The 21,743-nt window shown below is 70.8% G+C and carries 21 protein-coding genes; 13 read left to right on the top strand and 8 right to left on the bottom strand.

Annotated elements, in window-relative coordinates:
* Nucleotides 1–126 precede the first annotated feature (126 nt).
* The 7 genes from FYX01_RS13290 to FYX01_RS13260 all read left to right on the top strand — a co-directional run bounded on the left by FYX01_RS13290 (nucleotide 127) and on the right by FYX01_RS13260 (nucleotide 7,134).
* On the top strand, nucleotides 127–1,692 hold the full coding sequence (locus FYX01_RS13290) for an ABC transporter substrate-binding protein (protein WP_150241083.1): 1,566 nt from the start codon (nucleotides 127–129) through the stop codon (nucleotides 1,690–1,692).
* Between the two features lie 89 nt (nucleotides 1,693–1,781).
* Nucleotides 1,782–2,867, top strand: coding sequence for a class I SAM-dependent methyltransferase (locus FYX01_RS13285; RefSeq protein WP_150241081.1), 1,086 nt, complete (start codon nucleotides 1,782–1,784; stop codon nucleotides 2,865–2,867).
* Nucleotides 2,864–3,874 (top strand): ABC transporter ATP-binding protein, encoded by a 1,011-nt coding sequence (locus tag FYX01_RS13280; protein ID WP_190394307.1) that lies wholly within the window; start codon nucleotides 2,864–2,866, stop codon nucleotides 3,872–3,874. The genes FYX01_RS13285 and FYX01_RS13280 overlap by 4 nt, the downstream gene beginning before the upstream one ends.
* Nucleotides 3,871–4,983, top strand: a complete 1,113-nt coding sequence (locus FYX01_RS13275; protein ID WP_150241077.1) for an ABC transporter ATP-binding protein — start codon at nucleotides 3,871–3,873, stop codon at nucleotides 4,981–4,983. The genes FYX01_RS13280 and FYX01_RS13275 overlap by 4 nt, the downstream gene beginning before the upstream one ends.
* Before the next feature lie 3 nt (nucleotides 4,984–4,986).
* Nucleotides 4,987–5,262, top strand: a complete 276-nt coding sequence (locus FYX01_RS13270; RefSeq protein WP_150241075.1) for a hypothetical protein — start codon at nucleotides 4,987–4,989, stop codon at nucleotides 5,260–5,262.
* 4 nt (nucleotides 5,263–5,266) lie between these two features.
* Nucleotides 5,267–6,193 carry an ABC transporter permease gene (locus FYX01_RS13265; RefSeq protein ID WP_150241073.1) on the top strand — a complete coding sequence of 309 codons (927 nt, stop codon included), beginning with the start codon at nucleotides 5,267–5,269 and terminating at the stop codon, nucleotides 6,191–6,193.
* Complete coding sequence (locus FYX01_RS13260; protein ID WP_223830435.1) at nucleotides 6,190–7,134, top strand: ABC transporter permease; 945 nt, start codon at nucleotides 6,190–6,192, stop codon at nucleotides 7,132–7,134. Before FYX01_RS13265 ends, FYX01_RS13260 begins: the two co-directional genes overlap by 4 nt.
* On the opposite strand, the gene FYX01_RS13255 is transcribed toward FYX01_RS13260, so the two are convergent.
* Entirely contained in the window at nucleotides 7,097–7,516 is a 420-nt protein-coding gene (locus tag FYX01_RS13255; protein WP_150241069.1) for a DUF981 family protein, read from the bottom strand. The two genes, FYX01_RS13260 and FYX01_RS13255, sit on opposite strands and share 38 nt — an antisense overlap.
* Before the next feature lie 109 nt (nucleotides 7,517–7,625).
* Between FYX01_RS13255 and FYX01_RS13250 the strand changes: the two genes are divergently transcribed.
* Together FYX01_RS13250 and FYX01_RS13245 are read left to right on the top strand one after the other, a co-directional pair.
* Nucleotides 7,626–7,775, top strand: coding sequence for an SAM-dependent methyltransferase (locus FYX01_RS13250; protein ID WP_150241067.1), 150 nt, complete (start codon nucleotides 7,626–7,628; stop codon nucleotides 7,773–7,775).
* Nucleotides 7,772–8,581 carry an SAM-dependent methyltransferase gene (locus tag FYX01_RS13245; protein WP_150241064.1) on the top strand — a complete coding sequence of 270 codons (810 nt, stop codon included), beginning with the start codon at nucleotides 7,772–7,774 and terminating at the stop codon, nucleotides 8,579–8,581. The genes FYX01_RS13250 and FYX01_RS13245 overlap by 4 nt, the downstream gene beginning before the upstream one ends.
* A gap of 242 nt (nucleotides 8,582–8,823) precedes the next feature.
* Here the strand turns inward: FYX01_RS13245 and FYX01_RS13240 are convergent, their stop codons facing one another.
* From FYX01_RS13240 to FYX01_RS13225, 4 genes are all read right to left on the bottom strand, one after another.
* Entirely contained in the window at nucleotides 8,824–9,327 is a 504-nt protein-coding gene (locus FYX01_RS13240; RefSeq protein ID WP_150241062.1) for a hypothetical protein, read from the bottom strand.
* A 368-nt stretch (nucleotides 9,328–9,695) separates the two neighbouring features.
* Nucleotides 9,696–10,643 carry a serine hydrolase gene (locus tag FYX01_RS13235; protein ID WP_150241059.1) on the bottom strand — a complete coding sequence of 316 codons (948 nt, stop codon included), beginning with the start codon at nucleotides 10,641–10,643 and terminating at the stop codon, nucleotides 9,696–9,698.
* A 273-nt stretch (nucleotides 10,644–10,916) separates the two neighbouring features.
* Complete coding sequence (locus FYX01_RS13230) at nucleotides 10,917–11,768, bottom strand: poly(ethylene terephthalate) hydrolase family protein (RefSeq protein ID WP_150241057.1); 852 nt, start codon at nucleotides 11,766–11,768, stop codon at nucleotides 10,917–10,919.
* Between the two features lie 477 nt (nucleotides 11,769–12,245).
* Nucleotides 12,246–13,292 carry a glucose 1-dehydrogenase gene (locus FYX01_RS13225; protein WP_150241055.1) on the bottom strand — a complete coding sequence of 349 codons (1,047 nt, stop codon included), beginning with the start codon at nucleotides 13,290–13,292 and terminating at the stop codon, nucleotides 12,246–12,248.
* A 490-nt stretch (nucleotides 13,293–13,782) separates the two neighbouring features.
* Here FYX01_RS13225 and FYX01_RS13220 point away from each other — a divergent pair, with 490 nt between their 5' ends.
* From FYX01_RS13220 to FYX01_RS13210, 3 genes are all read left to right on the top strand, one after another.
* Complete coding sequence (locus FYX01_RS13220) at nucleotides 13,783–15,372, top strand: sodium:solute symporter family transporter (RefSeq protein ID WP_150241052.1); 1,590 nt, start codon at nucleotides 13,783–13,785, stop codon at nucleotides 15,370–15,372.
* Between the two features lie 205 nt (nucleotides 15,373–15,577).
* Nucleotides 15,578–15,997: a Fur family transcriptional regulator gene (locus FYX01_RS13215; protein ID WP_150241049.1), complete on the top strand. Its 420-nt coding sequence runs from the start codon at nucleotides 15,578–15,580 to the stop codon at nucleotides 15,995–15,997.
* 56 nt (nucleotides 15,998–16,053) lie between these two features.
* Nucleotides 16,054–17,523: a catalase gene (locus tag FYX01_RS13210; protein ID WP_150241047.1), complete on the top strand. Its 1,470-nt coding sequence runs from the start codon at nucleotides 16,054–16,056 to the stop codon at nucleotides 17,521–17,523.
* A 166-nt stretch (nucleotides 17,524–17,689) separates the two neighbouring features.
* On the opposite strand, the gene FYX01_RS13205 is transcribed toward FYX01_RS13210, so the two are convergent.
* Entirely contained in the window at nucleotides 17,690–18,067 is a 378-nt protein-coding gene (locus FYX01_RS13205) for an ankyrin repeat domain-containing protein (RefSeq protein ID WP_150241045.1), read from the bottom strand.
* Between the two features lie 201 nt (nucleotides 18,068–18,268).
* Entirely contained in the window at nucleotides 18,269–18,625 is a 357-nt protein-coding gene (locus FYX01_RS13200; protein ID WP_150241043.1) for a cupin domain-containing protein, read from the bottom strand.
* Nucleotides 18,626–18,826: 201 nt separating this feature from the next.
* On the opposite strand from FYX01_RS13200, the gene FYX01_RS13195 reads away from it, so the two are divergent.
* Nucleotides 18,827–20,272, top strand: a complete 1,446-nt coding sequence (locus tag FYX01_RS13195) for an acyl-CoA synthetase (RefSeq protein ID WP_150241041.1) — start codon at nucleotides 18,827–18,829, stop codon at nucleotides 20,270–20,272.
* Here FYX01_RS13195 and FYX01_RS13190 read toward each other — a convergent pair.
* A complete protein-coding gene (locus tag FYX01_RS13190; protein ID WP_150241039.1) occupies nucleotides 20,229–21,428 on the bottom strand; it encodes an FUSC family protein in 1,200 nt (399 codons plus the stop codon). The genes FYX01_RS13195 and FYX01_RS13190 overlap by 44 nt on opposite strands.
* Between the last annotated feature and the right edge of the window lie 315 nt (nucleotides 21,429–21,743).

Here is a 21,743-nt window from a genome sequence, read left to right as displayed (position 1 = left end):
CACCTTCGCCTCCCCCTGAACCAGGCATCCAGCACCCGCAGGCCGCGCCGGGAAGCCACCCGTCCCGGGCCCCGACTCAGCCGCACCACGCAAGCGCGACCTCCAGAACGCGCACGAGGAGAAACCATGTTCGGACACCCGGCCCACGTGAACGGCCCGGCGCCGTCCCGGCCCGGCCCCGCCCGAAGGGGCACGGCCGTCACGGCCGTCGCGGGTATCGCGACGGCGGCCCTGTTCCTGACCGCCTGCGGAGCCCCCGGGTCCTCCGGCGGCGAGGAGGAGGAGACCTCCCTCATCACCGTGGGCACCTCGATCACCGAGGACGCCATCAACCCGCTGAACAAGCAGTACGCGACCTTCCAGTTCAACGCCTTCGACGCCCTGGTCCGGCAGATGCGGAGCGACGAGGAGCCCCAACCGCGTCTGGCCACCGACTGGGAGCAGGTCAGCGACACCCTGTGGAGCTTCACCCTGCGCGAGGACGCCACCTTCCACAACGGCGCCCCGGTCACCACCGAGGACGTCGTCTTCAGCTTCAACGAGATCCTCGACCAGCAGTTCGCCAACGCCTCCTACCTCGCCACGGTCTCCGAGGTCCGCGAGGGCGAGAACGGGACCGTCGAGATCGAGACGTCCGAGCCCGACCCGCTGCTGCTGTCCCAGGTCGGCCAGATCTTCATCGTGCCCAAGGCCCATTGGGAGGAGGTCGGCGGCGCCGAGGGGTTCAGCGCCGACCCCGTGGGTTCGGGCCCCTACGAGATCACCTCCTACGACCCCTCCACCGGGGTCGAGTACCAGGCCTACGAGGGCTTCTGGGGGCAGGCGCCCGCCACCGAGAACATCCATGTCCGCTACATCGCCGACACCGGGGCCCTGTCCTCGGCGCTGGAGTCCGGCGAGATCGACATCGCCCACGAGGTGGCGGCCGACGCCATCGAGGTCCTGGACGGGCGCGACGACATCCTCGTGCACAACGAGTTCAGCGGCCTGCAGAACATGTTCCAGCTCAACACCGTGCAGGAGCCCTTCGACGACGTCCGCGTCCGCAGGGCCGCGGTCGCCGCCATCGACGCACCCGCGATGATCGACGCCCTGACCTTCGGCGCGGGCACCATCGAGGACGGCCAGGTCGCCACGGAGGGCGTCTTCGGCTACTCCCCTGACATCGAGCGCCCCGCCTTCGACCCCGACAAGGCCCGCGAACTGCTGGAGGAGGCCGACGCGGTCGGCGCCGAGGTCACCCTCTCCGGCCAGGCCCGCGACAGCTCCCTGCTGGAGTCCATCGGCAGCCAGCTCGACGAAGCCGGCTTCACCACCACCATCGAGGCCAACGAGATCGGCGTGTGGGTGGAGCAGTTCCGCAACGGGACCGACGCCGACATCTTCTACCGCGGTTCCTCCTACAGCGGGATCTTCGACGCCGGACGCCCCTACTCCTTCATCTCCACCGGCGAGCGCCCCTTCGTCGAGGACGAGGACTGGGACGCGCTGTACGAGGCCCAGCGCAACGAGATGGACCCCGAGGTGCGGGAGCAGGCCCTCATCGAGGCCTCCGAGTACGTCCGCGACCAGGCCTACGTCCTCTACACCTACGGCCGGCCCTCGGTCTCGGCCCACCAGGCCGACGTCACGGGCGTCGACTACGGTGACGGCCTGGTCCTGTTGCTGGACGAGGCGGTCAAGGCCGGCTGACCAGCGGCGACCCGGGGCGCGTGGGCCAGGCCGGAGACCACGTGCCCCGGGCTCCTGCAGGAACCCGAGCACGATCCCAAGGAGTGACCATGACCACCGCAGCACAGTCCGCCGTTCCCGACGGGATGCGGGCCGACGTCGAGCTCGCGCAGCGCGGCCGGTCCGAGATGCAGTTCCTGCAGGCCATGCGCGCCGGTCTGCGGCCGTTGCAGGCGCGCCTGCGCGATCGGCTGGAGAAGGGGGACGCGCTGGCTTGGGACGGCACCGACATCGCCGGGCTGCGCGCGGCGGTCGACGGGGAACTCGCCGAGGACGCCGACCTGGGAATCATCGGCGCGGCCCTGCGGTGGAACCGCTCCGTCCTCACGCCCCGCGCGGTCGACGCCTTCGGGGAACGCGCTGAGGACCTGTCCGCCAAGGCCGCGCCGGTCGACGCCGAGGCGATCACCGACCGCGGCGAGGAAGCGGTCCCGCGCTACTGGCGCTACGAGTTCCACGGAACCACCGGCGGGTGGGACGGCCACGAGCACATGGGCTTCGTCCACCACGAGCTGGTGTACCGCTACCTGCTGGTCCCCTCCTTCCCGGGCGACATCTTCGGCCAGCGCGCCAGCGTCGCCCGGCTCGCGCCCCGCGAGGACTACACCGACATCTGCGACCTGGGATGCGGAACCGGGCAGTTCACCATGAAACTCGCACAGACCTACCCCGGGGCCCGCATCACCGGGGTGGACCTGTCCGTGTCGGAGCTGCGCTACGCCCAGCGCCGTGCCGCCGAGGCCGGCCTGGAGTGGGACCTGCTCCGGGCCCCCGCCGAGGACACCGGGCTGGCCGAGGGGGCGTTCGACCTCGTGACCTCCTTCATCCTGCTCCACGAGATCCCGCCGCACGCCATCCGCAAGGTCTTCGCCGAAGCGCTGCGCCTGCTGCGCCCGGGTGGCGACCTCGTCTTCTCCGACGTGGCCCCCTACCGCCTCCGCAGCCCCTACCAGGCGTGGCACGACGACTGGGACGCGGAGAACGGCCACGAACCCTGGTGGCGCACCGCCGCCACCACCGACCTCGCCGGTATCGCCCGCGAGGCGGGATTCACCGACGTGCGCCAGGAAGCCCTGGGCAAGGAGTCCTACCCCTGGGTCACCCTGGCCCGCAAACCCGGACAGGAGCGGCTGTGAGCACCGACACGGACATCCTCCGCCTGGACCAGGTGGGCGTGCGGCTGCGCACCGCGGGCGGCAGCGCCCAGATCCTGCGCGACGTCTCCTTCTCCGTCGGCCGCGGCGAGATCGTCGCCCTGGCGGGCGAGTCCGGGTCGGGCAAGTCCACCGCGCTGCTGGCCGTACTGCGGCTGCTGGCGCCCGGAGCGCGGATCAGCGGTTCGATCGTCGTCGACGGCCAGGACATCGCGCCCCTGCGCGGGCGTCGGCTGCGCGACTTCCGTGCGCGCACCGCCAGAATGGTGTTCCAGGACCCGTGGCGGGCCCTGCACCCCATGCACTCGATCGGACGCCAGCTCGTGGAGTCGGCCCGCGCCGCGGACCCCTCCCTGTCCAGGAGCGCCGCACGCGACCTGTCCGGCGACATGCTCTCCCGGGTCGGCATCCCCGATCCGGGAGCGCGACTGAACTCCCACCCGCACGAGGTCTCCGGCGGCCAGCTCCAGCGCGTGGTGATCGCCATGGCGCTGGTGGCCTCGCCCTCGCTGCTGCTGTGCGACGAGCCCACCACCGCGCTCGACGTCACCACCCAGGCGCAGATCCTCGAACTGCTCCAGGAGCTCAACCGCGACCTGGGGATCTCCATCGCCCTCGCCACCCACGACCTCGACGTCATCGCCGACATCGCCGACAAACTGGTCGTCATGTACGCGGGTGCGGTCTCCGAGGAGGGCCCCACCGCCCAGGTCATGGCCAGGCCCGAGCACCCCTACACCTGGTCGCTGCTGCATGCGGCTCCGGGCCAGCACCCGGGTGAGCGGCTGCGCGCCATCGAGGGCAGGCCGCCCTCCCCGCTCACCGTCATCACCGGATGCCCGTTCCTACCGCGTTGCGAGCACCGGCGCGGCGTGTGCGAGACGGCACCGCTCACACCCGTGCCGGTGACGGACCAGCCGGACCGGCGCTCCTCGTGCGTGCGCGTCACCGCAGGAACCGCTCAACCCAGGGAAAGGACCTCGGGATGACCGCTGACCAGGGGGCCCAGGCGAGCGGCGAGCTCGTCCTCAGGGCTCACGGACTGGCCAAACACTTCCCCATGGGCGGTTTCGGCCGCTCACGCAAGGTACTGCGAGCCGTCGACGGGGTCTCCCTGGAGATCTCGCGGGGCGAGACGCTGGGACTGGTGGGCGAGTCCGGCAGCGGCAAGACCACCGTCGGACGCACACTCATCCGCCTGTACCAGCCCACGGCGGGAACGGTCGAGTTCGAGGGCCGCGACATCACCCGCAGCTCCGGAGCCCGGCTGCGCCGCGACGCCCGGCGCCGGATGGCCATGGTGTTCCAGAACCCCTCGACCTCGCTCAACCCCTACATGAGGCTGGGTGACGCCCTCACCGAACCGCTGGTGGTGCACGGCATCGGCGACGCCGCGCAGCGCCGCGCCCGGGTCGCCGAGATGCTGGACCTGGTCGGACTCGACACCTCCATGGCCCAGCGCTACCCACAGGAGCTCTCCGGCGGACAGCGCCAGCGGATCGGCATCGCCCGTGCGCTGATCACCGACCCGTCGCTGATCATCGCCGACGAGCCGACCGCGTCCCTGGACGTGTCCGTCCAGGCCCAGATCGTCAACCTCCTGGACGACCTCCAGCAGGAGTTCGGACTGGCCTACCTGTTCATCACACACGACCTCTCGCTGGTCCGCCACATCAGCCACCGCATCGCCGTGATGTACCTCGGCAGGCTCATGGAGGTCGCCCCCGCGCACTCCCTGTTCACCGAACCGCTGCACCCCTACTCCGCCGTGCTGGCATCGATGCACCAGGACCGGGAACACCGCATCGTCCCGAACGGGGAGATCCCCTCGCCCATGGCGCCGCCGTCGGGATGCGTGTTCCGCACCCGCTGCCCGATCGCACGGGAGCGCTGCGCCTCAGAGACCCCGGCCCTGCGCGAGGCCGCTCCGGGCCGGTCCGTCGCCTGCCACTTCCCCGGCGAACTGAAGCTCGACCAGACGGCCGCGGGTGCGCGCCCGGAACCGGTCGGCCTGTCCTTCGCCGACACCCCGTCCACCAACGAGCCCCTGCGACCGGTGTCCGTCGGCTCCACGCCGCGCGCCAGCGAGGAGAGGTAACCCATGCCAGGTTTCGCCAATGACGACGCCGTGTACCTGACCCGCCCACAACACATGGACGCGCTCTTCTCCATCACCATGGAGCTGGCCTCGGAGCTGTGGGTGCTGCGCGACCGGCTCGCCGTCGTCGAGCAGCTGCTCGACGAGCACGGCACCCTCGCCAGGGACGACATCGAGAAGGCACAGCCCCGGGGCGAGTTCGCCGAGCAGCTCGCCCGCGAACGCGAACGCTTCCTGACCCGGGTGTTCGACTCCGCCTCACAGGCCGGCGAGAGCTAGCACCATGCTGACCTACCTCGTCCGGCGCCTCGCGCTCATCGTCTTCGTCGCGGTCGGCGTCTCCACGCTGCTGTTCGTCCTGGTCCGGCTCTCCGGCGACGCCGCGGCGCTGATGGCTCCCGCCGACGCCAGCCCCGAAGTCATCGCGTCCACCCGTGCCCGGTTCGGCCTGGACCAGCCCTTGGCCGTGCAGTACCTGAACACGGTCACCGCCAACTTCACGCTCGACTTCGGGCAGTCGTTCATGTTCAGCCTGCCCGCCTCGCAGATGGTGTTCGAACGGCTGGGGCCGAGCCTGTGGATCGTGCTGCCGCCGCTGGTCATCTCACTGCTGGGCGCGCTCTCCATCGGCATCTACGCGTCGCTGCGGCCCAGCCGCCTCTCGGGCCGCTCCCTGATGGTCGTAACGTTCCTGTTCGACGGCGTTCCCTACTTCTGGCTCGCGATGCTGCTCGTGCTGGTCTTCTCCATCAACCTGCAGTGGCTGCCCGCCACCGGCAACGCCGGCTTCTCCGCGCTGGTCATCCCCTGGACCGTGCTGAGCATCTACGGGCTGGCGACGCTGAGCCGGCTGACGCGCGGCCAACTGCTGGACGCCTTCACCGAAGGGCACGTCATCACGGCCCGGTCCAAGGGCCTCAGCCCGGCCCGGGTGCTGCTCCTGCACGCCCTGCCCACCGCGCTGCCGCCCGTCCTGGCATGGCTGGGCATCCAGTTCTCCCTGATGTTCAGCGCCCTGCTCATCCTCGAACCCCTGCTCAACTACAACGGGCTGGGCGCACTCCTGGTCGGGAGCGTGTCCAACCGGGACTTCCCGGTGATCCAGGCGAGCGTGTTCAGCCTCGCGGTGCTGATCACCGTGATGAACATCCTCATGGACACCATCGTCAGAACGGTCGACCCGCGGCTACGGACGAAGGCGGCACATTGAACAGCACGGCAACCCCACAGAACTCCGCGGCACCCGAGCCGGCCCCGGTGCCCCGCAGCACGTCCCGCGGCAGAGAGATCCTGGGCAGGGTGTGGGCCGCACCCATGGGCAGGATCGCCGTCCTGATGATCACGGCCCTTGTGCTGGTCGCCTGCTTCGCGGAGCTGATCGCCACGCACAACCCGACCGACCAGGTGTTGACCGCGACGAACGAGCCCCCGTCCTGGATGGGAGGCGAGGGCGGCCACCTGCTCGGGACCGACCCCCTGGGCCGCGACGTGTTCAGCCGTATCCTCGTCGGGCTCCGGCTCAGCCTCCTCATCGGCTTCCTGACCGCCACCGCGACCGCGGTCATCGGCCTGACACTGGGCCTGTTGGCCGGCTACTACGAGCGCTTCGTCGGCGGATTCCTCATGCGGATGGCCGACATCCAGTTCGCGGTACCCTTCGCGGCCGTCGGTATCGCCCTGGCCGCGTTCGCGGGACCCAGCGTCGTCCTGCTGATGCTGGTGCTGGCGTTCTGGGGATGGACCAACTACGCGCGGACCATCGTGTCCTCGGTGCAGCAGACCAAGCGGCTGGACTTCGTCACCGCGGCCCGCACCACGGGCGCCTCCCCCGTCAGGGTGCTGGTACGCCACATCACCCCCAACGTCCTGGGGCCCGTCATCATCCTGTGGTCCACGAGCGTGGGCACGCTGATCCTGGTCGAGAGTTCGCTCAGCCTGCTGGGCCTGGGTGTGCAGCCTCCCGGGTTCTCACTCGGGAGTATGCTCGCCGACGCCCAGAAGACCCTGCGTCTGGCCTGGTGGTCGGCTGTCTTCCCCGGTGTGGGGATCACTCTGGTCGTCATCGCGTTCAACCTGCTGGGCGACTCCCTGCGCGACGCCTTCAACCCCTCGCTCAGCTCTCTGGCCGAGAACGATCCCGAGCTGACGTGAGGCCCGGCGCCCGTTCGCCGGAGGCGCCCCCGGCGAACGGGCCACATGGTGTTGACCACTGAAAGACCCGACCCGCCGCAGCGACACCGAACGACGCCAACCCCATACCGAACACCAGGCTCGGCTCACCGAAGACGATGTTGCCGAAGGCGAACCCGCCCGGCGCGAGCGGCCAGGTCGAACTCATGTGCGGACCCGTGACCGCCGACAGCAGACCCAGCGCTCCAAAAGCCAGCGCCCACCCGTCCGGCACGATCCGCCGAGGACGGGCAGCTGGTTCGCGGCGGTCGGCCGCACCCGGTGCGCCCGGTCCGGGTTCCGGAGCTCTGGTCCGGTCCGCCCGGTCCGTCGGGTCCCGCCCGCGCGGGCTTGGCGAAAGCATCGGCCGATCAGCCCGAACGCCTGTGCCACAGGGCTTTCGGGCTTGCGCTGCGCACCTGGAGACCGGGACAATGCACGGCATCACACCTCCGGTGACGGAGAGGCTTCCCGTGACGGACGCTCCCGCCGTGGACGACACCGCCGTTGCCCACCCGGCGCGTGTGCTCGACTACTGGCTGGGCGGCACGGAGCACCACCCCGCCGACCGCGGACTCGACGAGCAGATCGCGGCACACGAACGGATCGGACGAACACGATGACCCACCCCCACGACCCCGCGCCCCCGGCCGGCGTCGACACCACCGTGGCGCACTCCGCACGGGTGTGGAACTACTGGCTCGGCGGCAAGGACCACTACCCCGTCGACCGCGAACTCGGCGAGCAGATCCTGCGCACCTACCCGAACATCGCCGTCGACGCCCGGGCGGGCCGTGGCTTCCTGGTCCGCGGCATCACCCTCCTGGCCCGTGACGAGGGGATCCGGCAGTTCCTGGACATCGGCACGGGCCTGCCGACGTACGACAACACCCACGAGGTGGCCCAGTCCGTGGCCCCCGAGTCCCGGGTGGTCTACGTCGACGACGACCCGATGGTCCTGGCCCACGCCCGGGCCCTGCTGGTGAGCAGCGAGGAGGGCGCCACCCAGTTCGTGGACACCGACCTGCGCGACACCGGCAGAGTCCTGGAGGCGGCGAGCGAACTGCTGGACTTCGACCGCCCCGTGGCGCTCAGCGTCGTGGGCACGCTCGGGCACATCCCCGACCTGGCGGAGGCCCTCGACACCATGAGCCGCTACAAGGACGCTCTCGCCCCGGGGAGCTTCGTGATGGTGGGCGACCACGTGATGCCCGACGACCCCGACGCGGCCACGGCGCTGGAGCAGTGGAACGAGGGAGCGGCCCTAGCCTACCGTTCCCACACGCCGGAGGAGTTCGCCGCCTACTTCGACGGCCTGGAGCTGCTCGACCCCGGAATCGTACCGGTGACGCGGTGGCGCACGGGGCAGCCCGAGATCGGCGCCCATCTCGACATCGCCATGCGGGGAGCGGTCGCCCGCAAACCCTGACCCCGCGGGGTTCTCCGGGCGGACCTCCGCGGGCGGACCCGCGGCCGGGCAACGCACGGGCGCGGACCACTGGCCGAACCCACTCGTTCGACCAGCGGTCCGCTTGGGGGCGGTCCCCGTCCGGACCGCCCGTCCATCAGGAGCGGGGCGAGAAGGACGCCGAAGCATCCGCCACGGCCGCGAACGGATCGGGGGCCGAGTGGCCCACCAACACGGCCGGGCCGCTCCCACTCCTCCGACGGCTATTCCAGCGTCCACTCACAGCCGCCGGACAACTCCAGGGCGGCGTCGCCCTCCTGGACCACGAGGGAACCGGGTCCCTCGATGTTGTTGTTGGCGATGATGTCATCGAACTCCCCGGACAGCCCGGACAAGCGTGCGTAGTAGCACATGGGGACGATGTCGTCCGGGTTCGGACCATCGGTCGTGTACGTGCCGGGTTCGATGTCCTCACCGACGCGGTGAACACCGTTGCCGATCGTCGAAGGAGTCTCCTCCTCCACGACTTCGGGCTCCTCCTCGGCCTCGTCCGGGGTGCCTTCCTCCTCCGGAGCGCCCTCCTCCTCGGCGGGAGCGTCCTCGTCCTCCTCCTGAGCCGTCTCCTCCTCGGTGGCGGCGGGCTCCGGGGCCCCGCTTTCGGACACGCCGCCGGACAGCGCGGCCACACACCCGCCGAGCAGGAGCAGGACGAGGAGAACACCGAGGCATCCACCGCACCCGAGACCGAACTTCTTTCCCGTGGACATGCCCTGCCCGGGGGGGCGCGGGCGGCATGGACTGACCGTAGGGCGGCTGCTGGGGCTGGGTCATGGTGTGCTCCGGTCTGTGCGTACGGGGGAGCCGCGCGCCGGGGGGACGACGGGCGACGGAGAGGGCGGGACGGCATGTTCACGCCCTTCCCTGCCAAGGGAAGACACATCCCCTCGGGCGTAAGTACAACATACACCATGACTTGTGAATATGGCCAACCATAGTCAACGGCTCTTGTTCCTCCTGTGGGTGTCTCGGTGTGGAATCCGCGTGCCCGCGTGCCCCCGCGACAGCACGCGGCGGCACGCGTCCCGGATCGGCCCCGGGCGGGACCGGTCCCGTCCGGGGCCGGGCACGGTCGAGCTCAGGCGCGGTCGGAGCCGTCGGAGGGGGGCGGCGACCAGGCCCGCGGCCTCTGGGTGCGCCCCTCCCCGCCCGCGAGGGCGGAGTGCACTCCCACGGCCACGGACTCGATGGTCTCCACCCCGTACCGCATGCCCGGACCGTCGTCGGTGAGGACGACGAGGTCGTAGTCCCCCGCCGGCGTGCCCCTGAAGCCGCCCACGCTGTTCACCCGCCAGGTGTCCGTGCCCTTGTGGGGCAGCCAGCCGTTCTTCAGGTACACCTCGGCACCCTCGGGAGCCCCGCCGGACACTCCCCACCTCTGGTCCTCGACGACGTCGCCCATGAGACCGCGTGCGTAGGAGCGCTCGTCCGCGCCGAGCACGTCGTTGTCCGTGCGCAGCAGGCCGAGCAGGACGAGCTGGTCACCAGCGGTGATCCTCATCAGTCCGACGTAGTTCTCGGGATGCAGCTTCGTCTGGTCCATCCCGGCCAGGTCGAGGAAGCGCTGGACGCGCTCGGAGCCGAGCCGGCCGTACAGTTCCCCGGCCGCGTCGTTGTCGGACACGGTGATCATGTCGGTCGCCAGCCTCTCCTCCTCTGCGGTGAGCTCGCGCCCCTCGTCCACTGCGGTGCGCAACAGCGCGCCGAGGACGACGACCTTGCCGACGCTGGCCGCGTCGAATCCGGCGTCGGGGTCGAGTCCGCAGGTGAGATCGCCGTCGTAGGCGGAGACCCCCACCGCGACGGTTCCCTCGCGCCCGTCCGTCTCCCGCAGGATCCGCTCGTTGAGGCGCTTCGCGGCCTCGGGGCGCGACTCCGAGACACAGATCGGCTCCCGGGCTCCGGCCACGGATCCGGTCACGGACCCGGCTGCCGACGGTGTCCCGACGGCGAGAGCCGCGGTGAGAACGGCGACGAGGGTCCGCGTCCCGTCGCGGCTCCCGGAGGCGGTTCGGTGGATGGGCATGGTGGTGGCTCCCTCTTCCGGTCGGCTCGGCGAGCGGCCGCCGGGCGCACCACGTCACCTCACCTCATTCTCCGACCACCCAAAGCAATCACCCGGACACGGAGGGCTCCAGAATGCGGACTTCTCGCGATTCGGCCGCGAAACACCACGGGAGCACATGAGAGCGGACCGATCCGGGCAACGGGTTCACCGCATGACAAGACGGCCGGACCCCGGACGGTCGCCTGCCATCGACCGCCCGGGGAATCCGTGGAACCGGTAAGCCCGGTGGTCCTACGTGAGGTTCTTCTGCCGCACGTCCCACTCGGTGGAGCACAGGCCGCAGTCAGGGCCGACGAACTCCTGTCGGGCCTGCTGGTCGCCCTTGAGCCGCCACTTCAGCCAGGCGACGCCCACACGGCCGTACTCGCCGCCGTCGGGCTCTCCGAAGGTTCCGTAGTGACCGACGTCCAGGTGGCCCATGAACGCGGGCAGGCCCTGCGGCAGCCGGCCGTAGTCGTCCACGGCGTTCTCGTAGGCGATGTCGTCGGGGCCTCCGGTGAAGTAGGCGACGGGCGCGTGCAGGTCGTCCAGCAGGTCGTTGTCGCGGTCGGTCAGAAGGCCGCTGTTCCACAGCACGGTGGTGTCGATACGCGGGTCGTCGGCGACCTCGTAGGTCTCCACGCCGCCGCAGGACTGGCCCATGACCGCGATGCTGTCGGTGTCGATGTGGCCCCGGTACTGGCTGAACCATCGGTCGTTCTCATCGACCGCCCAGTCGACGGCCTCGGTGAGCATCTCGGCGTCGGTCCTGCCGGAGCCGCCCGGACGACCGTTGGCGATGACCAGGAAACCGTGCGAGGCGATCTCGGTGAGGAAGTTCTCGAACCACGTCCCGTCGGCGCGGCAGGCGCCGTTGCCCCAGGCGACGATGGGCAGCTGTTCGTTCTCGGGCAGGTCGACGGGACGGTAGATGGTGTGGTCACGCAGGCGCAGTGTGGTGACGTACTCGGCGTCGTAGGGCCCCGACCCGCCCATGGTCTCCACGGTGTCGGCGGCCGCCGACGACGCGGGGACCAGGGCGGCGGCCATCAGCAGGCCGAGAAAGGCGGACGACGCACGCCGAGCCAGATATCGTGCTCCCATTCCATGCTCCTCACGAGGTGTACGGAGAATATTGACGGTCATATTCCAGCGCGCTGAACACCGAATATTCGACACGGTGAGCCAGATGTCAATAACACTCCGAAACAACACGTGCTTTCACCGATTCCCCGCCCTCCCCTCCGCTTCCCGCTCCCCGGAGGCAGCGGAAAGAGTCCCGCACGACCTCGCTGCAAAGGGATTCGGTGATTCCACCCGCAAAAGACCTGTCCGAGCTCAGAGCCTTTTCAGCCCCCGCGTGACCGGACCGGTCGCACTGCTTGCGGTTCGGGTTCCCCCGTTGGCCGGGACGTGAGCGGGCCGTGTGAGATCGGCCGGTCCGCGGTGTGCCCGGGCGGGAGTCGCGTCCGGGAGGGAGAGGGGCCGTCGGAACCAGCCGGCCACCGGTGAACCGCGGCCGTCCGGAACACCGACCGCGGCCACAGCGAATCCGTGGTCCCACGAAGCTGCCAGACCCGCTCAGAGGTCGATGACGGTCTTGATGTTGTCGCCGCCGGGCTCGAACGCCTCGTGCGCGCGCTCCAGCGGCAGCCGCCGGGTGATCATCCGCTCCAGCCAGGAGCGGTCGGCCCGGGCCAGCGCCTGGGCGGCCAGTTCGTAGTGGCGCAGGTTGGCGTTGACGGACCCGACGAGCACGTCGTTCTCCAGGACGATCTCGCGGTTGACCGCGCCCGCGTCGATACCGATCGTCCGGCCGCTCGTGGAGATGCCGGTGAGGCAGACGATGCCGTAGGGCGCGTTGTGGGTCATCGCGTCCAGGATGAGCGGGGACGCGCCGGTGGCCTCGATGATCACGTCGGGCTCTCCCCCGGCGACGACGTCGGCGATGCCCCCGGTGTGGTACGTCGCTCCCAGGTCGGTCACCAGGTCGGGTTTGGGCCCCGTCTCCACCCGGTCCAGGACGTGCACGTCGAGTCCGCGCTGGACCCCGAGCAGGGCGGCCAGCAGGCCGATCGGCCCGGCGCCGGTGACGAGCAGGCGGCGCGGATCGAACCAGGCCCGGTTTCCGATCCTCTCGATCTGCTCCCACGCCTTGGCGACGATCGTGGTGGGTTCCATCAGCACGCCGACGCGTTCCAGCGACGGGTCGAGCCTGACCGCGTAGTCGGCCTCCACCGTCCACTGCTGCGCCCCGTAGCCGTGGATGCCCTTGATGCCGCGTTCGGTGAACCGCCCGTTGCGGCACATGTCGAACTCGCCGTGCCCGCACGCGCCGCACGGCTCGGGGTCGGGCCGCCGCACGACCCCGACCACCAGGTCACCCGGCGCGAAGCCGCTGCCGTCCGGTGCCTCGCGCACCCGCCCCAGGGACTCGTGCCCCAGGACCAGGTGCTCCTCGCCGGGCGGCGCCTCACCGTACTCGCCCCGGGCGATCTCGCGGTCGGTACCGCACACGCCCAGCGCGAGGCCGTCGACGAGCAGCTCCCCCGCGCCCGGCACGGGGGCCTCGGCCTCACCCACCCGCACCGTGTCGGCCTGCGACGGCACCACTGTCAGAGCACGCATGATCGTCCATCCCTTCGTCCGAGCCGCTCGTCCACTGCTGGGTCGCCGTCGGGCCGCCCTGCCGAGCGAACGGCCCCGGGGCGTCGGCCGACCGGGCGGGCACCCGGCCGACGGCCCGGAGGAGGCGGAGGCGCTCCCGCCTACCCGGCGATTCTGCCAAGCGGCTACCCGGCTGCCGCGTGTGACACACGAGGGAGGGGTCAACCGGTCGGATCCGGCGCCCGGGGCGTCGATCCCGCATACGCACGGGTGCGGTGGGGCAGGCGGAACGAGATGACGGTGACCGGCACCGCTTCCGCGGTCGGCGCGGGGCTCGGGGCCGTCGGGGCCCGAGGCGGGAGCACCGTGCGGCGCCGCACGCCGGGCGGTCCCCCTCCGCCTGGTCCGCGAAGCCCGCCACTCGGTACCGGTCCTCCACGCCGAGGACCACGGAAGCGACCCACGGTCGCGGCCCGGCCGCCGCGACAGCGACCACCGCTAGGAGGAGGATGTGCCGGATTTCGAACTCACCGTGATCGACATGGTGGCCATCGCGGCGTGTGTGGCCGCGATCGTGGGCGTGGCCCTGTGGGTGGGGCGCAAGCAGAAGGGCTCCGAGAGCTACTTCCTCGCCGGCCGCACGATGGTCTGGCCGGTGGTCGGGTTCTCCCTCTACGCCACCCAGTTCGGGGGCACGCAGTACCTGGGTCTGGCAGGTGCCGGGTTCGAGACGGGCATCTCCGTGTGGAACTACGAGTGGATCGCCACGATCGTGCTGCTCGTGTTCGCGCTGCTGATCCTGCCCTTCTACCTGCAGTCCAGGATCACCACCGTTCCGGAGTTCCTCGAAAAACGCTACGACCGCCGGGCCCGTTACGCCTTCTCCGGCTTCACCGTCGTCACGGCCATGCTGCTCGACAGCGCCGGATCGATGTTCGCCGGTTCGCTGGTGCTGTCCCTGCTGTTCCCCGAGGTGCCGCTGGGAGTGCACATCGCGATCATCGCCGTGCTGGGCGGCGGGTACGTTCTGGTCGGCGGCCTGAGAGCGGTGATGGTCACCGACACCATCCAGGGCGTGGTGCTGTTCTCCGCCGGTGCCGCGCTCTTCGTCACCGTCCTGGCCCAGTTCGACTTCGACCTGTCGGTGCTGCCCGAGCTGGCGCCGGAGGGCGGGTTCACGGTCGCGCCCCCGGCCGACGACGACTTCCTGCCGTGGCCGGGGATCTTCACCGGTGCGATCTGGCTGTCGTTCTACGTGTGGGTGACCAACCACATCGTCGTCCAGCGGGTCCTGGCCGCCAAGAACATCGACCACGGCCGGTGGGGCGCGCTCTTCGCCGGGTCGCTGCAGCTGCCCGTGCTGGTCCTGCTCGTCTTTCCCGGGGTCCTGGGCCGCGGCATCTACGACGCCGACGAGGTGCCCAACAGCGACATGGTGTGGCCCGCGCTGATCTTCGACTTCGTTCCCGTGGGCCTGCGCGGCGTCATCATCGCCGCGCTCCTCTTCGCCCTGATGTCCACGCTCGACTCGGTGCTCAACGGTGCCTCCAGCCTGGTGGTCAACGACTTCATCAGGACCCGACGGCGCGAGTTCACCGAGCGGCAGCTGCTGACCATCGGACGGATCCTCGTCGGCGTCTTCCTGCTGGCGGCGGCCCTGTGGGCACCGGTGATCCTGACCTTCTCCGGCATCGTGGCCTACTTCCAGTCGTTCCTGGGCTATGTGACCATGCCCCTGGTCGTGGTGCTGCTCGGCGGACTGTTCTGGAAGCGCGCCTCCACCCCGGCGGGGGTGTGGACCCTGGCCGTCGTCCCGGTCGGGCTGGCGGCGTTCTTCCTGGGCGAGGTCTTCGGGGTGTTCGACCTCCAGTTCCTGTACGCCACCGGGATCATGCTCGTGCTGAGCCTGGTGGTGTTCGTGGCCGTCTCCCTGGCGACCGAGGCGCCGCCGGCGGAGAAGGTCGCCGAGATCACCTGGAGCAGGAAGACCTGGCGGCAGGAGTCCGAGGACCTGGTCGGGACGCCGTGGTACAAGAACTACCGCGTGCTCGCGCTGGGGCTCGGGGTGGCCACCGTCTGTTCCGTGGTCCCCTTCGTGTGATCCCGCTTCGTCCGGCTCCGTCGGGAAGCGGTCCTGGCCGTGTCCCCCGAGCGGCACGCGGCCGAGCCGCGCTCATCCCAGCAGGCGGGCACGCAGAGCGGTGAGGTCGTCGGCCCCGACCACCCAGGGCCCGACAAAACCCCAGTTCACAAGCTTGAAGGGGTCTTTGTTGGAACTATTCCAGAAAAGATGCTTCAATGGGAGCATGCACCAGACCGAGACCGAGGTCCTCCTCAGGGAGGCCTCGCTACGCGTGACCCGACCCCGGATCGCGGTGTTGGCGGCGCTCGGGGCCCACCCGCACGCCGACGCCGGCACCGTGCTCCAGGTGGTCCGCGGCCAGATCGGTGCGGTGTCCACACAGGCGGTGTACGACGTGCTCAAGGCTCTGACGGACGCCGGCCTCGTGAGACGAATTGAACCGGAGGGGTCACCCGCGCGCTATGAGCGGCGGGTGGGTGACAACCACCACCACGTGGTCTGCCGCCGCTGCGGAGCGATCGCCGACGTGGACTGTGCCACCGGATCCGCCCCCTGCATGACGGGTTCGCAGGACCACGGTTTCGCCGTCGACGAGGTCGAGGTCACCTACTGGGGCCTGTGCCCCGGGTGCCAGCAGGCCTGACAACGCCCGGTGTCCCGACGCAGCACCGGCAGACCCCATCGAAGACCAAGGAAAACATGTCCCAGGACAACACCCAGCCGATGACCACCGCCAACGGCGCCCCGGTCGCGGACAACCAGAACAGCCTGACCGCGGGTCCGCGCGGGCCGATGCTGCTGCAGGACCTGTGGTTCCTGGAGAAGCTCGCGCACTTCAGCCGTGAGGTCATCCCCGAGCGCCGGATGCACGCCAAGGGCTCCGGTGCCTTCGGTACCTTCACCGTCACCAAGGACATCACGCGGTACACCAAGGCCGCGATCTTCTCCGAGGTCGGCAAGCAGACCGAGATGTTCTCCCGCTTCTCCACCGTGGCGGGCGAGCGCGGCGCCGCCGACGCCGAGCGCGACATCCGCGGTTTCGCCCTGCGCTTCTACACCGAGGAGGGCAACTGGGACATCGTCGGTAACAACACCCCCGTCTTCTTCTTCCGCGACCCGCTGAAGTTCCCCGACCTCAACCGCGCCGTCAAGCGCGACCCGCGCACCAACATGCGCTCGGCCGAGAACAACTGGGACTTCTGGACCAACCTCCCCGAGGCCCTGCACCAGGTCACCATCGTGATGTCGGACCGCGGCATCCCCGACGGCTACCGCCACATGCACGGCTTCGGCTCGCACACCTACTCGTTCGTCAACGAGGCCGGCGAGCGCTTCTGGGCCAAGTTCCACTTCCGCACCCAGCAGGGCATCAAGAACCTCACGGACGAGGAGGCCGCCAAGGTCGTGGCCGACGACCGCGAGTCCGCTCAGGCGGACCTGTTCGAGGCCATCGAGCGGGGCGACAACCCCAAGTGGACGTTCTACGTCCAGATCATGCCCGAGGCCGAGGCCGCGGACTACCGCTTCCACCCCTTCGACCTGACCAAGGTCTGGTCCAAGAAGGACTACCCGCTGATCGAGGTCGGCGAGTTCGAGCTCAACCGCAACCCGGAGAACTACTTCGCGGACGTGGAGCAGGCCGCCTTCACCCCGGCCAACCTCGTCCCGGGTGTGGGCGTCTCCCCCGACCGCATGCTGCAGGGCCGTCTCTTCTCCTACGCTGACGCGGCCCGCTACCGTCTGGGCGTCAACCACCACCAGATCCCGGTGAACTACCCGCGCGGGGCCAAGGTCGTCAACACCTACCACCGCGACGGCACGATGCGCGTGGACGGCAACCAGGGCCGCGTTCCGGGCATCGAGCCCAACTCCTACGGCCGCTGGCAGGAGCAGCCGGCCTACGCCGAACCGGCGATGGCCGTCGGCGCGACCGCGGACCGGTTCGACTACCGCGAGGACGACGACAACTACTTCGAGCAGCCCGGCGACCTGTTCCGCATGATGAGCACGGACGAGCAGCAGAGGCTGTTCGAGAACACCGCGCGTGCGATCGACGGTGCCTCGCAGGCCACCATCGAGCGTCACATCGGCAACTGCACGCAGGCCGACCCGGCCTACGGCGAGGGTGTGCGCAAGGCCGTCGAGGCCCTGCAGGCGAGCAAGGCCTGAGGTTCCGAGGCCACCGGGTCCGACCCGGAGCACGTCCGGTCAGCGCCTTGAACGGCACCTGACCGGCGGCTGAAGGACCGCTCCAGGTCTGACCCACCGAGCCGACGCGGCCCCGACCGCGTCGGCTCGGCCTGTTTCCGGCCCCCTGCCGGGGCCCGGTTCCGGGTCAGGGCAGCAGGTGGGCGCGGCCGAACATCTCGGCCGCGGCACGGGCGCTCGGCGTACCCGCGTCGAGGTCGGCGCCCGCGGCGACGAACATTGCCATGATGCCGTCCTCCCCCTTGAACAGCGCTCCGGCGACGGGTGTCTGGTCCCGTTCGTTGCGCAGGTCGACGTCGGCGCCGCGGTCGATCAGGGCGCGGACCGTGGCCTCCTGGCCGTGGTAGGCGGCGAGCATCACCAGGGTGTTGCCCTGCTCGTCGCGGGTGTCCACGGGCAGGCCGTGGTCGAGAAACTCCAGCAGCTCCTCCGTACGCCCCTCCCGGGCGAGGTCCATGGCCAGGGCGATGACCCGGTTGGTCTGCTCCGCTGAGAGTTCGTTCATGCGTCCATGCTAGAAGTGCGCCCCCACCTGCGCCAAAACGCGGCCTTCACCGGATGATCTTGCCCGTACTGGCGTACTCGACCGCCGACGTTGCCGCTACGGGCAAGATCATCGCTATTGGGAGCCTGACCGGGGGCCCGAGGGGTCGGCGGAGGGTGACGGGCGGGCCGCGCACCGGGCCATGTGTCCGCCGGACATGCCTTAACGGTGCGTGTGCCGCCGGGGGTCCAGCAGGAGGATCAGGATCCGCGAGGCGCCGACGGCCGTGACCGCGTGGGGCACGGATCCGGCCACGTGGATCATCGCTCCGGGACCGAGGTCGTGCCCCTCATCCCCGATGTCGAACCGGATCCGCCCCTCAAGGACCTGGACGAGGATCGGGGAGGGGGCCGTGTGTTCCTTGAGTTCGGCGCCCTCGTCCAGCGCCAGGTGCATGACCCGGACGTCGTCGTCGGAGAACAGACGCGAGGGCGCGGTGTGCCCCTCCCTGAAGGGTGTCTGTTCCCTGAGCTGGTCCAGCCCCGTCGCGATCAGTGTCCATCGAGCGTCGTCGGCCATACGGTCCCCGTCTCCGTGTCTCCAGAAGGGTTGTGCGTCCGGTCGTCCACGGCCCTACCCGAGTAGCCGCGGCGCGGTCGCCTCCATCCAAACCGGCCGGGGGCCCGGCGGCAAGGGGAACACGGCCCGGGCCCGCCTTCGAAGGCGGCCTGTGGTGTACTGGCTCGCGGTCGGGTCAGGGACGACGGACGGGAACGCGACATGCTGCTGGGGGCCGGAGCGGGCGAGGGGCTCGCGGCGCGGGTCGGTGACGAGGAGCTCGACCGCGGGGGACTGTGGTCGGCGGCGGCCGCCGTGGCCGAGCGGATCACCGGCGCCGAGGCCGTCGCCGTGCACGGAGAGGCCTCACTGTCGACGGTCGTCGCGGTCGTCGGCGGCCTGCTGGCCGGGGTTCCCGTGGTCCCGGTCCCGGCGGACGCCGGCACCGCCGAGCGCCGCCACATCGTGCGCGACTCCGGCGCCGCCCTGTGGCTGGGGACCCCGCAGGACGGGGTCGGACCGCCCGCCGTGCCCGTGAACCCGGCCGAGCGCTCCTCGTACACGGTGCCCGAGCCCCCGGCCGAGGCCACCGCGCTGGTCATGTACACCTCCGGGACCACCGGCCCGCCCAAGGGCGCCGTCCTGTCGCGGCGGGCCGTGGCCGCCGACCTGGACGCGCTCGCCGACGCCTGGGACTGGACGCCCGACGACGTGCTGGTCCACGGGCTGCCGTTGTTCCACGTGCACGGCCTGGTCCTGGGCGTGCTGGGGGCGCTGCGCGTGGGCAGCCCGCTGGTGCACACCGTCCGCCCCTCCCCCGCCGCCTACGCCGCCGCGGCCGAGGCGGGCGGGACCCTGTTCTTCGGTGTGCCGACCGTGTGGTCGCGCGTCTCCCGCGACCCCGGCAGCGCCCGCGCCCTGGCCGGGGCACGGCTGCTGGTCTCGGGCAGCGCCCCGCTGCCCGACACGGTGGCCGAGGGCCTGCGGGCGGCCTCCGGACACAGTCCCGTGGAGCGGTACGGAATGACCGAGACGCTGATCACCGTGGCCGCGCGCGCCGACGCGCCGCGGCGGACCGGCTGGGTGGGGACGGCGCTGCCGGGCCTGGAGTCGCGGCTGCGCTACGAGCACGGCGGAACCGTCCCCTCCGACGGTGAGGGCATCGGCGAGCTGCAGATCCGCGGCGCCACCCTGTTCGACGGCTACCTCGGGCTCCCCGAGGCCACCGCGGCGGCGTGGACCGACGACGGCTGGTTCCGCACCGGCGACGCGGCGGTCCGCGGCGAGGACGGCTGGCACCGGATCGCGGGGCGGATGTCGGTGGACATGATCAAGACCGGCGGCTACCGGGTCGGCGCGGGCGAGGTCGAGGCCGCGCTGCTCGGCCATCCCTCGGTCCACGAGGCCGCCGTGGTGGGCGAGGCCGACGACGACCTCGGCCAGCGCGTCGTCGCCTACCTGGTGGGCGACGGTATCGAACCCGGGGCCGTCATCGACTTCGCGACCGCGCACCTGTCGGTCCACAAACGCCCGCGCGAGGTCCGTGTGGTGGACGCCCTTCCGCGCAACGCGATGGGCAAGATCCAGAAGAAGCTGCTGGGCGGCGGGCGCCGCCGACCTCCGGTCAACGGCGCCGGAACGGCCGGCGGCGGAGGCGACGGCTCCTGACCGACGAGGAGCCCCGGCTCGGCCACGGCAGCCACGGCTCCCTCGGCGGGTGGGCGACCTTCGGTTCCTCGTCCTCGCCCGACAGCGCCTGCGCGGCCCTCTCGGGTTCGAGGCCGGCGAAGAGCATGATGTCGGTGGCGACCATCTGCACGGACAGATGGGTGGCCGCGGTCACGGGGTCCCCGACCTTGTCCTCTCCGAACGGCCGGGCCACGTCGAGCACCAGGTCGACCGCGCGCTGGCGCGCGTCGCGGTCGCCGAGGTCGTCGGCGAGCACGTCGAGGACGGCGGCCATCTCGCACACCACCGGCGCGATGCGTCGGCGCTCGGACGGGTCCATGGCGGCCGCGGTCCGTGCGAGCGACAGGCAGCTCTCACCGAGGATGATGAGCCGGTCGACCCTTTCGTCCTCGTACCGCAGCGGCTCGGGACTGGACCACCGCGCGGTGGTCCACCGTACGCTGCGGTGGCTGTTCTCCTGTGCGCGGCTGAGGTCGGCCATCGGCCTGCTCAGGGCGCCCAGGCGGTCCACCGTCCGCAGGGAGGGGTCCTCGTCCTCCTCCAGTGCGCGTCCGGTCGCGTCGAGCAGGCCGACGATCTCCACCAGGGCGGCCGTCTCGATACGGCGCAGCCGGGTGGTCGGCCGTGTGGGGAAGAGCAGCTGGCTCATCACGAGCGCCACCCCGGCCCCGATGAGCGCGTCGGTGAGCCGGCTGAGGCCCACCTGGCCGCCCGCGAAGGCCACGGTGAGGATCGCACCGGCCGCGGACTGGGCGATCACGAGGCGTGCGGCACCGACGGCGACCGCGATCGTCATCGCCACACCGATGGCGAGCGCCATGGCCACGTAACCACCACCGGTGAGGGCGATCGACAGTTCACCGATGACGATGCCGATGACCACACCCAGCAGCATCCGGACGGCGTTGGTCCCGCGCTCGCCGCCCACGGTGTTGAGCGCGATGACCGCGGCGATCGGTGCGAAGAACGGGGAGTGGTCGTCGACGAGGCCGCCCGCGATGATCCACGCCGCGGTCGCGGCGATGGCGGCCTGCAGTACCGACCACATGTTGGCGGACAGGCGCTCCAGCGCCGCCGAACCCGCTCGGCACACCCACCGCCACACGGAGCGGGCGGGAGCACTCAGATACCGCATGCCCCTCCAGCCCCGGACTCGGCGGACGCCGCATGTCCGCATGTCCGCGTGGAAACACCCTCCGTGGCCCTCGCTACCCAGGTGGACACACGGGGACACCAACAACGAGGGAGGAGCGGGCGGCTTGGCCGGGGCGTCCGGGCCACCGGCGAGCGCCTGTCCAGGGTGTGCGCATGCGGTTCCTCCCCGCCCTCCACGGTCCCCCACGACCGCGGTGGTGCCGGGGCCGTTGTACGGCCTGCCCGCGTCGGCCGCCGCGTTCACCCCCGCCCCGGTTCCGGGTCGCGAGGAGGGAACCGCCGCGTACCCGCGTCG

It is taken from the genome of Nocardiopsis quinghaiensis, from assembly GCF_008638365.1.
Classification (GTDB): Bacteria; Actinomycetota; Actinomycetes; order Streptosporangiales; family Streptosporangiaceae; genus Nocardiopsis; species Nocardiopsis quinghaiensis.
Note: the sequence above shows the minus strand (reverse complement) of the source record. Positions and strands in the feature narration are given on the sequence as shown.

What these genes read in the sequence shown, in the direction of transcription:
- FYX01_RS13290 (WP_150241083.1), top strand. Translation starts at nt 127, where the DNA reads ATGTTCGGACACCCGGCCCACGTGAACGGCCCGGCGCCGTCCCGGCCC.
- FYX01_RS13285 (WP_150241081.1), top strand. Translation starts at nt 1,782, where the DNA reads ATGACCACCGCAGCACAGTCCGCCGTTCCCGACGGGATGCGGGCCGAC.
- FYX01_RS13275 (WP_150241077.1), top strand. Translation starts at nt 3,871, where the DNA reads ATGACCGCTGACCAGGGGGCCCAGGCGAGCGGCGAGCTCGTCCTCAGG.
- FYX01_RS13270 (WP_150241075.1), top strand. Translation starts at nt 4,987, where the DNA reads ATGCCAGGTTTCGCCAATGACGACGCCGTGTACCTGACCCGCCCACAA.
- FYX01_RS13265 (WP_150241073.1), top strand. Translation starts at nt 5,267, where the DNA reads ATGCTGACCTACCTCGTCCGGCGCCTCGCGCTCATCGTCTTCGTCGCG.
- FYX01_RS13255 (WP_150241069.1), bottom strand. Translation starts at nt 7,516, where the DNA reads ATGCTTTCGCCAAGCCCGCGCGGGCGGGACCCGACGGACCGGGCGGAC.
- FYX01_RS13245 (WP_150241064.1), top strand. Translation starts at nt 7,772, where the DNA reads ATGACCCACCCCCACGACCCCGCGCCCCCGGCCGGCGTCGACACCACC.
- FYX01_RS13240 (WP_150241062.1), bottom strand. Translation starts at nt 9,327, where the DNA reads ATGTCCACGGGAAAGAAGTTCGGTCTCGGGTGCGGTGGATGCCTCGGT.
- FYX01_RS13235 (WP_150241059.1), bottom strand. Translation starts at nt 10,643, where the DNA reads ATGCCCATCCACCGAACCGCCTCCGGGAGCCGCGACGGGACGCGGACC.
- FYX01_RS13230 (WP_150241057.1), bottom strand. Translation starts at nt 11,768, where the DNA reads ATGGGAGCACGATATCTGGCTCGGCGTGCGTCGTCCGCCTTTCTCGGC.
- FYX01_RS13225 (WP_150241055.1), bottom strand. Translation starts at nt 13,292, where the DNA reads ATGCGTGCTCTGACAGTGGTGCCGTCGCAGGCCGACACGGTGCGGGTG.
- FYX01_RS13215 (WP_150241049.1), top strand. Translation starts at nt 15,578, where the DNA reads ATGCACCAGACCGAGACCGAGGTCCTCCTCAGGGAGGCCTCGCTACGC.
- FYX01_RS13210 (WP_150241047.1), top strand. Translation starts at nt 16,054, where the DNA reads ATGTCCCAGGACAACACCCAGCCGATGACCACCGCCAACGGCGCCCCG.
- FYX01_RS13205 (WP_150241045.1), bottom strand. Translation starts at nt 18,067, where the DNA reads ATGAACGAACTCTCAGCGGAGCAGACCAACCGGGTCATCGCCCTGGCC.
- FYX01_RS13200 (WP_150241043.1), bottom strand. Translation starts at nt 18,625, where the DNA reads ATGGCCGACGACGCTCGATGGACACTGATCGCGACGGGGCTGGACCAG.
- FYX01_RS13195 (WP_150241041.1), top strand. Translation starts at nt 18,827, where the DNA reads ATGCTGCTGGGGGCCGGAGCGGGCGAGGGGCTCGCGGCGCGGGTCGGT.
- FYX01_RS13190 (WP_150241039.1), bottom strand. Translation starts at nt 21,428, where the DNA reads ATGCGGTATCTGAGTGCTCCCGCCCGCTCCGTGTGGCGGTGGGTGTGC.